Source organism: Variovorax sp. FG153 (assembly GCF_057809595.1).
The window spans coordinates 151,603-163,057 of record NZ_JBMDKG010000015.1 but is presented as its reverse complement, the minus strand read 5'-3'; the positions used below and the strand labels follow the sequence as shown (position 1 = coordinate 163,057).

Below are 11,455 nucleotides of genomic sequence, written 5' to 3'. Positions count from 1 at the left end.
CTTTCTTTTGGCGAAGCAAAAGAAAGTGACTCGCCCGCCGGGGCGAGACCCGGCCAACAGCCTCAAAAAAGAATGACCTACGAGTTCCCCCTACGCGTCTATTGGGAAGACACCGACGCCGGCGGCATCGTCTTCTACGCCAACTACCTCAAGTTCATGGAACGCGGCCGCACCGAATGGCTGCGGTCCCTGGGCGTCGAGCAGAACAAGCTGCGCAACGAAACAGGCGGCCAGTTCGTCGTCAGCGAGACCCAGATCAAATACCACCGCCCCGCCCGCCTCGACGACCAGCTCATCGTCACCGCCGACCTGCGCCAGATGGGCTCCGCCTCACTGATAATCGCGCAGACCGTGCTGCTGAAGCCGGAGCAGGCGGGCGCCACCCCCACCCTCCTGTGCGAAGGCACGATCCGCATCGGCTGGGTCGACGCCGCCAGCCTGCGCCCGGCACGGATTCCGGCGCAGGTTTCGGGAACCCTCGAACGCTATCGCGGCTCCATGACTCAACCCTTCAAGCCATGAATCAAGATCTCTCCATCATCAATCTCCTGCTCCATGCCAGCTTCATGGTGCAAGCGGTCGTGCTCCTCCTGGTGATCGTCTCGATCGCGAGCTGGGCCGCGATCATCCGCAAGTACTTCGCGCTCAAGCGCATGCGCGCGCTCAACGACGACTTCGAACGCGAGTTCTGGTCGGGCACCAGCCTCAACGAGCTGTTCGCCTCGGCGGCGCAGAACGCCAAGTTCGCCGGCCCCATGGAACGCATCTTCGCCTCGGGCATGCGCGAGTACCAGAAGCTGCGCGAACGCCACGTGAGCGACGCCGCCACGCTGCTCGACGGCGCCCGCCGCGCGATGCGCGCGAGCTTCCAGCGCGAACTCGACGCGGCCGAACAGAACCTGTCCTTCCTCGCGACCGTGGGCTCGGTCTCGCCCTACGTCGGCCTGTTCGGCACGGTCTGGGGGATCATGCATGCCTTCACCGGCCTGGCCGCGCTGACCCAGGTCACGCTCGCCACCGTGGCACCCGGCATCGCCGAAGCGCTGGTGGCCACCGCCATCGGCCTGTTCGCCGCCATCCCGGCCGTGGTGGGCTACAACCGCTTCGCGCGCGAGATCGACAAGATCGCGATCGCCCTGGAGACCTACATCGAGGAGTTCTCGAACATCCTCCAGCGCAACCTGTCCTCCAACCCGTCCGCGGCGGCCCCGGCGGGCCCCTCGGCCACCAACCGCTGAACCGGAGCGCGCACGCATGCCCGCCGTTTCGTCCCGCGGCCGCGGTCGCCGCACGATCAACGAGATCAACATGGTCCCGTTCATCGACGTGATGCTGGTGCTGCTGATCATCTTCATGGTCACCGCGCCGCTGATCACGCCGAGCGTGATCAACCTGCCCACGGTCGACCGCGCCAACAAGCAGCCCGACAAGCCGATCGAGATCGTCATCAAGAGCGACGACGAGGTCCAGGTCAAGAAGGATCCCTCCCAGGGCACCGGTGGCGCCTCGGTGCCGATGACGCAGATCGGCAGCATCGCCAAGGCCGCGCAGAACGGCGACGACCAGCGCCCGGTGGTCATCAGCGCCGACAAGTCGGTCAAGTACGAGACCGTGGTGAAGGCCATGAACCAGCTCAAGCGCGCCGGCATCGAGCGCGTGGGCCTGTCGGTCCAGACCACCAACGCCAAGTAGCGCCAGCCGGACCCGAGAACGCATGTCACTCGCCCTCGATCGCCCCGAGTTCGCGCCGCCGCCGCAGCGCGGCACGCCGCGCGCCGTGGTGCTCGCACTGATCGCGCACGCGCTGCTGATCGCCGCCCTGACCTGGGGCGTGCGCTGGAAGAGCGAAGGCGACGACGACGCGGTGGAAGCCGAGCTGTGGTCGCCCACGCAGCAGGTGGCCGCGCCGCGCATCGCCAACCCGCCGCCGGCCCCCGAGCCCACGCCCGCACCGCCGCCTCCCCCGCCCCCGCCGCCTCCTCCGCAGGCCGTGCGGCCCGATCCCACGCCGGCGCCCAAGGCACCCGACATCGCGCTCGAGCGCGAGAAGAAGCTGCGCGAGGAAAAGGAACAGCGCGAGCGCGAACAGGAACAGCAGCGCCAGCAGGAAAAGAAGCGCCAGGAAGCGCAGGCCAAGAAGGAGAAGGACCAGCTCGAGGCCAGGAAGCGCGAGGAAGAGCGCCAGAAGGAACTGCAGCAACAGAAGCAGGCCGAGCAGCAGAAGCTCGCGGAACAGAAGAAGCGAGACGACGCCAAGAAGCTCGAGCAGCAGAAGGCGCAGCTCGACAAGGACCGCCAGGACAACCTGCGCCGCCTGATGGGCCAGGCCGGCTCCACGGCCGAGCAGACCACCGGTCCGCGCTCGGGCAAGGGCGCGGGCAGCGGCGGTCCGTCGGCCGGCTACTTCGGCCGCGTGGCCGCGCTGATCAAGCGCAACGTGGTGTTCGATCCGAACTCGATCAGCGACAACCCCGCGGCCGAGATCCAGATCCAGACCTCTCCCGACGGCACCATCGTCGGCACGCCGCGCCTCGTGAAGTCCAGCGGCAATGCCGCCTGGGACGACGCCGCCCTGCGCGCGGTGCAGAAGACCGAGGTGATGCCGCGCGACGTCGACGGCCGCGTGCCCTCGCCGTTCCCGATCATCAGCGTGCGGCCGAAATCGCAGTGATGCACTGAAGCGCGCGACGCGGGGCCATGGCCCCGCGCCGCCGCAGTCTTAGCGCCGAATGAGCGCGCGCGCCGGCCCGGAACTCGCGGCCTCCGGGCCCCTCTACCGCCCACAACAACACGGCGGGGAAGAGCGCTCCCTCACAAGAACGATGAAGCCCAACGGACACATCCGGTATGGCAGCAGCCCCCTGCTCGCGAGCAGGACACCGGTCTGGCGCAGCAAGCTCATCGTCGCGGCCGTGGCCTTCGGCTTCCTGCTGCTCGCGGTGCGCGCGGCCTACGTGCAGGTCTTCGACAACGACTTCTTCCAGCACCAGGGCGAGGTGCGCTACCTGCGCACGCTCGAGCTGCCGGCCAACCGCGGCCGCATCCTCGACCGCAACGGGCTGATCCTGGCCTCCGACATTCCCGCGCCCAGCATCTGGGCCATTCCCGAGGACATCGAGCGCGACGACCCCGCCGTGCAGGCCCGGCTGCACGAGGCGGCACGGCTGCTCGGCATGCCGCAGAAGGACTTCGACAAGAAGCTCGAGGACGAGGACAAGAGCTTCGTCTGGATCCGGCGCCAGGTCGACGAGTCGGTCGCCAAGCAGGTGGCGGCGCTCGGCATCAAGGGCCTCTACCTGCGCCGCGACTACCGCCGCCAGTACCCCGAGGGCGAGGCCGCGGCCCACCTGGCCGGCTTCACCAACGTCGAGGACATCGGCCAGGAAGGCGTGGAGCTGGCCTTCGACAAGGACCTGGCCGGCAAGGCCGGCTCGCGCCACGTGCTCAAGGACCGGCTCGGCCACATCGTCGAGGACACCGAGGATCAGGTGCCGCCGACCGACGGGCGCGACATCCAGCTGAGCATCGACGACCGCGTGCAATCGGTGGCCTACGAGAAGATCCGCGACGCCGTGGTCGCGAACAAGGCCCGCGCCGGCAGCGTGGTGGTGGTCGACGCGCGCACCGGCGAGCTGCTGGCGATGGCCAACTACCCGAGCTACAACCCCAACGACCGGCGCAACCTCAGCGGCGAGCAATTGCGCAACCGCGCCATGACCGACGTCTTCGAGCCCGGCTCGACCATGAAGCCGATCACCATCGCGACCGCGCTGCAGCTCGGCCGCGTCACGCCCAAGACCATCATCGACACCAACCCGGGACGCATCACCGTCTCGGGCGCCACCATCCACGACGACGAGAACTTCGGCGTGCTCACGGTCGAGGGCGTGATCCAGAAGTCGAGCAACGTCGGCGCCACCAAGATCTCGCAGCGCATGTCGGCGCAGGAGATGTGGAACTCGCTGACCGCGGTCGGCCTGGGCCAGAAGCCGCAGACCGTGTTCCCGGGCGCGGTGACCGGGCGGCTGCGGCCGTGGAAGTCGTGGCGGCCGATCGAGCAGGCCACCATGTCCTATGGCTACGGCCTGTCGGCCTCGCTGTTCCAGATCGCCCATGCCTACACCGCCTTCGCGCACGACGGCGAGGTGATCCCTGTCAGCCTGCTGAAGAACGACGGCACGCCGCCCACGGGCGTGCAGGTGTTCTCGCCGCTGGTGGCCAGCGAGGTGCGCCAGATGATGCACCTGGCGGCCGCGCCCGGCGGCACCGCGCCGCTGGCCCAGACCATGGGCTATTCGGTCGGCGGCAAGACCGGCACCGCCCACAAGCAGGTCGGCAAGGGCTATGCCTCCGACAAGTACCGCGCCTGGTACACCGGCATGTCGCCGATCGACAAGCCGCGCATCATCGTCGCGGTGATGGTCGACGAGCCCGGCGCCGGCAAGTACTTCGGCGGGCTGGTGGCCGCGCCGGTGTTCAGCCAGGTGGTGCAGGAGACCCTGCGCATCATGAATGTGCTGCCCGACCTCGCGGTCGCGCCGATGGCGCACTGACGAAGGACGGCGCCGCCACGGTGCTCGTTTAGGATCGTCGGCAACTCTTGTTACCGGCGATCCCGACATGGTCGACTCCTCTCCCGTCGCGCTCGGCGACCTCGTTCCACTGCCCTACCAGCAGGCGCTGGCCGCCCACCTGCAGGCGAACGAGCCCGAGGCCTGGCGCTGGGCCGCCTCGGCCGAGGCGCGCGAGGAGCATGCGGCCGCCGTGCGTGCCGAGCTGCTGCGCCAGTCGTACCGGCTCGACGCCGACGCGCATCCCGAGCTGCACGCGCATGCCGCGCTGGTCGCTCAACGGCTCGGCGTCACGGTGCCCATCACCCTCTACCAAGGACAGGACGGCGCGATGAACGCCGCCATCCACACGCTGCCGGGCGAGGCCCACATCGTGCTCTCGGGCCCGCTGCTCGAGCGGCTGCAGGGGCCCGAGCTGCAGGCCGTGCTCGGCCACGAACTGGCCCACCACCTGCTGTGGACGCGCGACGAAGGCCGCCACCTGGCGGTCGACCGGCTGCTGCAGGCGACCGCGGCCGATCCGCGCGCCGACGCGAGCCACCTGCAGACCACGCGGCGCCACAGCCTCTACACCGAGGCCTTCGCGGATCGCGGCGCCTGCGTGGGCTGCGGCGCGCTCGAGCCCGCGGTGAGCGCGCTGATCAAGGTGCAGACCGGCCTCGCGCAGGTCCACGCCGCGAGCTACCTGCGCCAGGCCGACGAGATCAGCGCCGGGCCCGAGGCGGCCACGCGCGGCACCAGCCATCCCGAGGTCTTCGTGCGCGCCCGCGCGCTGCGGCTGTGGAGCGAGCGCGATCCGCAGGCCGATGCCTGGCTGGCCGGCGCGCTCGAAGGCCCGCTCGACCTCGCCACGCTCGACGTGCTGGGCCAGGAACGCGTGGGTGGCCTGACGCGCGCCGTGGTCGCGCGGCTGCTGCGCGAGCCCTTCATGCAGTCCGAGGCGCTGCTTGCGCATGCGCGGCGCTTCTTCCCGGGCTTCGTGCCCTCGCTGCCGCAGGCCGTGGCGCCGCCGCCGCCCGATCCGCTGCCCGCCGGGCTGCACGACTACATGGCCAGCGTGCTGGTCGATTTCGTCGCGGCCGATCCCGAGCTCGACGATGCCGCGCTGGCCGCGGCGCTCGCGCTGGCCGAGCCGCTGGGCTGCGCCGCGCCGTTCGAACAGCGGCTTGCGCAGGACCTCAAGCTGGCCAGGCGCACGCTCGCGCGCGTCAAGCGCGACGCCGCCACCGTGCTCGACAAGGCCCGGGCCCAGCATGCACGGAGCGCCACGGCATGACGGGCATCGCACCGCTGTTGCAGTTGCTCGACACCGCCGATGCCCACGGCGGCCTGCAGACCGACGACGTGCTCGCCCTCGCGCTGCCGCTGCTGCGCGAGGTCTCGGCGCTGCACGAGCAGGGCCGTGTCGCCGCGCTGGGCCATGCGATGGCCTACCGCGTGAACGAGGTGCCCGCGCTGGAGCTGGCCCAGCCCGCGGGCGCCGAGCCGAAGCGCAACCCGCAGGCGATCGCGCCGCTCGAGCGCCCGGTGGCCTCGGTGCTGCGCGTGGTGGGCGAGGAGCGCGTCACCGTCGAAGGCGGCATCGGCGTCGCGCGCGAGAACCTCGAGGTGCTGCCCGAGGCCACGCCCGACACCGTGCCGCAGCGCCCGGCCTACCTGCCCGGCTACGGCGCCTGGGAGCAGCGTTTCGCGCACCACGACGCGCTCAGCGACATGCTGTGCCTGGGCCAGGTGCTGGCCAGCCTGGCCTGCGGACTCGACTTCACGCAGGGCGACGAACTCGCGCGCTTCGCCGAGCACCGCGGCAACCTGTTCGAGATCAACCGCCGGCTGCACCCGGTGCTGGCCGCGGTGATCGTCGAGATGACGGCGCTCGACCGCCACGAGCGCGCGCGCGACCTGCCCTCGGTGATCCGCCGCCTCGAGACCTACCGCGACCAGCCGCTGGACCTGGGCCTGGAACGCCTCGCGAACCCGAAGGACGGCGCGGGCCAGCGCCGCCAGGCGATCCAGCTGCACCTGCGCGACCGGCTGTTCGACCTCTCGCGTCGCAACCGGCTGCTGTACTTCAAGCCCACGCAGGCGCACGTCAACCTCACGGTGGCCAGCGTGCCGCTGGTGGTCGACCTGCAGAGCATCCGCGTCGACCAGCTCTGCGTGTGGGACGGCCGCTTCGCCGCCGAGGTCGCGAGCGGCGACCCGGTGCCGCTCGCGCGCTGGCTGCGCTTCGAGGACCAGCCCTACCTGCCCGGTGCGCTCGACCGCATCCTGCAGGAAGCGCGGCGCGACCGCGCCGAGTACGGCCTGTCGCAACTGTCGCTGGTGATCGCCTTCCTGCGCTGGCACAACCTCAAGGAGGACGCCAACGAGCGCATCGTCTCGCCGCTCCTGATGCTGCCGGTGGAGCTCTCGCGCAAGAAGGGCGTGCGCGACCAGTACCTGCTCGAGGCCGCGGGCCCCGAGGCCCAGGTCAACCCGACGCTGCGGCATCACCTGCGCCAGCTCTACGGCATCGTGCTGCCCGAGAGCATCGACCTGCGCGAGACCTCGATCGAGCAGTTCCATGCCGAGCTGGCCGCGCAGATCGCGCGCACCGAGCCCGGCGTGCAGTTGCGGCTGCTGCGGCAGCCCGAGATCGCGCTGATCCACCAGCGTGCGCGCCAGCGGCTCGAGCAGTTCAAGCGGCGCGTGCGCGAACGCGCGCCCTCGGCCGTGCCCGTCGCGGCCACCGACTACAGCTATGCGCAGGACGATTTCCGCCCGCGCGGGCTGCAGCTGTTCCATGCCCGCGTGCAGCGCGTGCCGTTGCCGCTGGCCGGCGCGGTGGGGGCGCGCCCGACGCCACGCGCACCACAGATGGCGCCCGCCGAGGCCGAGCGCCAGACCTTCGCATTGCGCGAGAACGCCGGCAATCCCTACCAGTGGGACGTGGACCTCACGGCCGTGACGCTCGGCAACTTCAACCACCGCAAGATGTCGCTGGTGCGCGACTACAGCGGGCTGGTCGAATCGGACATGGCGAGCGAGGCCTTCGACCGCGTGTTCTCGCTGCAGCCGCGCCAGGTCGACACCGAGACGCCCGCCGTGCTGCCGCTGGCCGAGCAATGGCCGGTGGTGCAGGCCGACGCGACCCAGACCGCCGCCGTGGCGCTGGCGCGCACCGGGGCCAGCTACATCATCCAGGGGCCGCCGGGCACCGGCAAGTCGCAGACCATCACCAACCTGATCGCCGACTACGTGGGGCGCGGCCGCCGCGTGCTCTTCGTCTGCGAGAAGCGCGCCGCGATCGACGTGGTGTTCCACCGCCTGCGCCAGCAGGGGCTGGACGAGCTGTGCTGCATGATCCACGACTCGCAGGGCGACAAGAAGGCCTTCGTGCAGAACCTGCGCCAGACCTACGAGCAGTGGCTCGAGGCGCCCTCCACGCTCGAGGCCGAGGGCGGCGAACGCACGCGGCTGCTCGATGCGATGGACCTCGACCTGCGCGCGCTCGAGCGCTTCGATGCCGCGATGCGCGAGGTGCCCGCGCACCTGGCCGTCACGCTGCGCGAACTGGTGGCGCGACTGGTCGCGCTCAAGGCCGTCGATCCGAAGCTCACGCCGCTGCAGGCCGAGGCCCTGCCCGACTATGCGGCCTGGCGCCGCCATGCCGAGCTGGCCGCGCGGCTGCACCTCGCCGTCACCGAGAGCCTGGGCGCGCCCACGCTCGCGCAGCATCCGTTCGCACTGCTCGCGCCCGCGCTGCTGTACCAGCCCAAGCCGCTGGCCGCGCTGGTCGAAGGCTCGGAGCGCGCCGCGGCGCAAAGCGGGGCCTGCCGCGATGCGCTGGTCGAGGCCTGGCCGCCGCTGGCCGAAGCCGGCGTGACATGGCGCGACGCGCTCGCGCTGGTGGCCGATGCGCGCCGCGTCGCGACGCTGGCCGCGCGCGGGCAGCTCGCGCTGCTCGATGCATCCCATCCCGCGAGCCAGGCGCTGAATGCCGCGCTGGCCGAACGCCGCGGCCTGCAGCAGGCGCTCGACGAGAAGCTGCAGCGCACGGCCCATTGGCGCGACAGGCTATCGCCCGCCGACACCGAGGCCGGTCTCGCGCAGGCCCGCGTGCAGCAGCACTCGCTGCTGCGCTTCCTCCAGCCTTCGTGGTGGCGGCTCGCGGGCGAACTCAAGCGCCGCTACGACTTCGCCGCGCATGCGGTGCGGCCCAAGCCCGCGCAGCTGCTCGAGGAGCTGCTGGCCGAACACACGGCCCGCGCCGCGCTGCAGAAGCAGGCCGCGCAGCTCGAGGCCGACTACGGCTGCACCGACCCCGAGGCCTATGCGCAGCAGATGCAGGCACTGCGCGGCCTCGACGATGCCGGCAGCCTGCGCGTGGCCTTCCAGGCCCATCTGCGCAGCGCACCCGGCGCGAGCCGCGACGTCGAACGCCTGGTCGCCACCGGCTCACGCTGCGACGCGCTCGATGCGCTCTGGCGCGACCTGGTCCACGACCCGGCGAGCCTGCAGCTGGCCACGCTCGAAGACCTCGCGCGCGCGCTGCACGACCAGGCCGATGCCCTGCCCGCGGTGCTCGCGCCGCTGCAGGAACTCGCCGATGCCGACCCGGCCGTGGCCGCCGCGCTGCGCGGCCTGCCGCTCGCGCCCGAGGCGATCGAATTCGCGGTCGCGCGCGAGGGCCTGGAGCGCGTCTACCGCACCGAGCGCTGGCTGCCGCGCTTCGATGCAACCACGCTCGCGCGCCATGCGCAGCGCCTGGGCGATGCCGAGCGCCAGTTGCTCGGCCGCAATGCGCGCACCCTGGCCGCCGCGGTGCGCCAGCGCTTTCGCGACCATGTGCAGAAAAGCGCCCTGCCCGCGAGCCAGCTCGATGCCGAGGGCAAGGCGTTCAAGAAGAGCTACAACGCCGGGCGCCGCGAGCTCGAGCACGAGTTCGGCAAGACCATGCGCTACAAGGCGATCCGCGAACTCGCGAGCGGCGAGACCGGTCAGGTGGTGCGCGACATGAAGCCGATCTGGCTCATGAGCCCGCTGTCGGTGTCCGACACGCTGCCGCTCGCGGCCGACCTGTTCGACGTCGTGATCTTCGACGAGGCGAGCCAGATCCCGGTCGAGGAAGCGGTGCCCGCGCTCTACCGCGCGCCGCAGATCATCGTGGTGGGCGACGAGATGCAGCTGCCGCCTACGAGCTTCTTCTCGTCGGGCCGCGATGCCGAGGACCAGACCGTGTCGGTCGAGGACGAGGACAACGAGGGCGACCGCATCGCGGTGGTGCTCGACGCCGACAGCCTGTTGAACCAGGGCGCGCGCAACCTGCCGGCCACCCTGCTGGCCTGGCACTACCGCAGCCGCTACGAGTCGCTGATCGGCTTCTCGAACGCGGCCTTCTACGCCGGCAACCTCTACACCATCCCCGACCGCAGCCTGCCGAGCGAGGCGCGCGACGAGATCCTGGTGCAGTCGGGCGCCGCCTCGGCCGAGTCGGTGGCCGCGCAGGCCGATGCGCTGCTCTCGCGCGCCATCAGCTTCCACCGCGTGACCGACGCGGTCTACGACAGCCGCCGCAACAGCGGCGAGGCGCGCCACATCGCGCAGCTGGTGCGCGAGCTGCTGCGCCGCGGCACCGGGCGCAGCCTCGGCATCGTGGCCTTCTCGGAAGCGCAGCAGGGCGAGATCGAGGCCGAGCTCGACAGCCTCGCCGCGACCGACGCCGAGTTCGCGGCACGGCTCGAGGCCGAGTACGTGCGCGAGGAGGACGACCAGTTCTGCGGCCTGTTCATCAAGAACCTCGAGAACGTGCAGGGCGACGAGCGCGACATCATCCTGCTGAGCATCTGCTACGGCCCGAATGCCGAGGGCCGCATGCTGATGAACTTCGGGCCGATCAACCAGCGCGGCGGCGAGAAGCGGCTCAACGTGATCTTCAGCCGCGCACGCCACCACATGGCGGTGGTCTCGACGATCCGCCACGAGGCGATCACCAACGACCACAACGAGGGCGCAGCGGCGCTGAAGAATTTCCTGCGCTATGCCGAGTGCCTGTCGCGCGGCGACGATGCGACCGCCACGCGCGTGCTCGAGGGCATGAACCCGCTGACGCGCGGCGCGGCGCGGGCGGGCCACGTGCCGGCCGACGCGGTGAGCGTGCAGCTCGCGGCCGCGCTGCGCGCGCGCGGCCATGCGGTGGACGAGCAGGTGGGCCAGTCGCGCTTTCGCTGCGACCTGGCGATCCGTGCCGCCGGCACGGGTTCAGATGCGGGGGACAGCCACTACGCGCTCGGCATCCTCGTGGACACGGCGGCCCACTACGAGAACCGCAACGTGCTCGAGCGCTATGTCTCGCGCCCGCGGATTCTCGATGCCTTCGGCTGGGAGGTGCGGCAGGTGCTCGCGAAGGACTGGCTGCACGCACCGGAGGCAGTGCTCGACGGGATCGAGCACGCGCTGGCCGGGAAAGGTGCGCTCAGCGCACCACGACCAGCTGCTTGACGTCGAGCTCGACCTTGTTGCCCACGAGGTCCTTGTCGAACTCGCCGGTGATCTCGACGCGCACCTTGTCGTCGATCTTCACGCCGGGCGGAAAGTGCTTGGCGTCGATCTCGACCTTCATGCGGCCGGTGTCGTCGGCGAAGGTGTAGCGCTCGCCGCCGTCGTGCGAGACGATGAAGCCGCGCAAGGTGGCGTGCTGGTCGTCCTTGCCGGTGTCGAGCAATTGCTTGACGGTCATGGCGGGCACCGAGCTCGGGCCGCTGTACTGGGCCAGGCTGCTCAGGGGCAGCGACAGCGCCAGCGCGGCGGCGGCCAGGAAGGCCTGCTTGATGGATGCGTTGCGGGTGCCGGTTGCGGTCTTGTGTGGCATGGCGAATGTTCCTCCTCGAACTGCCGGTTGAAAA

8 protein-coding genes are annotated in these 11,455 nt (G+C 70.8%); 7 read left to right on the top strand and 1 reads right to left on the bottom strand.

Annotated features, from left to right (window positions below):
• Positions 1–72: 72 nt before the first annotated feature.
• From ybgC to ACODT0_RS18390, 7 genes are all read left to right on the top strand, one after another.
• Positions 73–522 carry a tol-pal system-associated acyl-CoA thioesterase gene (ybgC, locus tag ACODT0_RS18420; RefSeq protein ID WP_093344330.1) on the top strand — a complete coding sequence of 150 codons (450 nt, stop codon included), beginning with the start codon at positions 73–75 and terminating at the stop codon, positions 520–522.
• On the top strand, positions 519–1,238 hold the full coding sequence (gene tolQ / locus ACODT0_RS18415; protein ID WP_057594489.1) for a protein TolQ: 720 nt from the start codon (positions 519–521) through the stop codon (positions 1,236–1,238). The genes ybgC and tolQ overlap by 4 nt, the downstream gene beginning before the upstream one ends.
• A 16-nt stretch (positions 1,239–1,254) precedes the next feature.
• Positions 1,255–1,692, top strand: coding sequence for a biopolymer transporter ExbD (locus ACODT0_RS18410; protein ID WP_057594490.1), 438 nt, complete (start codon positions 1,255–1,257; stop codon positions 1,690–1,692).
• 22 nt (positions 1,693–1,714) lie between these two features.
• Positions 1,715–2,671, top strand: coding sequence for a cell envelope integrity protein TolA (tolA, locus tag ACODT0_RS18405; RefSeq protein ID WP_296730922.1), 957 nt, complete (start codon positions 1,715–1,717; stop codon positions 2,669–2,671).
• 151 nt (positions 2,672–2,822) lie between these two features.
• A complete protein-coding gene (locus ACODT0_RS18400; protein WP_261207401.1) occupies positions 2,823–4,553 on the top strand; it encodes a peptidoglycan D,D-transpeptidase FtsI family protein in 1,731 nt (576 codons plus the stop codon).
• 67 nt (positions 4,554–4,620) lie between these two features.
• Complete coding sequence (locus ACODT0_RS18395) at positions 4,621–5,847, top strand: M48 family metalloprotease (protein WP_489041926.1); 1,227 nt, start codon at positions 4,621–4,623, stop codon at positions 5,845–5,847.
• A complete protein-coding gene (locus ACODT0_RS18390; RefSeq protein ID WP_489041925.1) occupies positions 5,844–11,051 on the top strand; it encodes a DUF4011 domain-containing protein in 5,208 nt (1,735 codons plus the stop codon). Before ACODT0_RS18395 ends, ACODT0_RS18390 begins: the two co-directional genes overlap by 4 nt.
• On the opposite strand, the gene ACODT0_RS18385 is transcribed toward ACODT0_RS18390, so the two are convergent.
• A complete protein-coding gene (locus ACODT0_RS18385; protein WP_082321843.1) occupies positions 11,026–11,421 on the bottom strand; it encodes a YgiW/YdeI family stress tolerance OB fold protein in 396 nt (131 codons plus the stop codon). The two genes, ACODT0_RS18390 and ACODT0_RS18385, sit on opposite strands and share 26 nt — an antisense overlap.
• Positions 11,422–11,455 lie beyond the last annotated feature (34 nt).

What these genes read in the sequence shown, in the direction of transcription:
- tolQ (WP_057594489.1), top strand. Translation starts at nt 519, where the DNA reads ATGAATCAAGATCTCTCCATCATCAATCTCCTGCTCCATGCCAGCTTC.
- ACODT0_RS18390 (WP_489041925.1), top strand. Translation starts at nt 5,844, where the DNA reads ATGACGGGCATCGCACCGCTGTTGCAGTTGCTCGACACCGCCGATGCC.
- ACODT0_RS18400 (WP_261207401.1), top strand. Translation starts at nt 2,823, where the DNA reads ATGAAGCCCAACGGACACATCCGGTATGGCAGCAGCCCCCTGCTCGCG.
- ACODT0_RS18385 (WP_082321843.1), bottom strand. Translation starts at nt 11,421, where the DNA reads ATGCCACACAAGACCGCAACCGGCACCCGCAACGCATCCATCAAGCAG.
- ACODT0_RS18395 (WP_489041926.1), top strand. Translation starts at nt 4,621, where the DNA reads ATGGTCGACTCCTCTCCCGTCGCGCTCGGCGACCTCGTTCCACTGCCC.
- ybgC (WP_093344330.1), top strand. Translation starts at nt 73, where the DNA reads ATGACCTACGAGTTCCCCCTACGCGTCTATTGGGAAGACACCGACGCC.
- tolA (WP_296730922.1), top strand. Translation starts at nt 1,715, where the DNA reads ATGTCACTCGCCCTCGATCGCCCCGAGTTCGCGCCGCCGCCGCAGCGC.
- ACODT0_RS18410 (WP_057594490.1), top strand. Translation starts at nt 1,255, where the DNA reads ATGCCCGCCGTTTCGTCCCGCGGCCGCGGTCGCCGCACGATCAACGAG.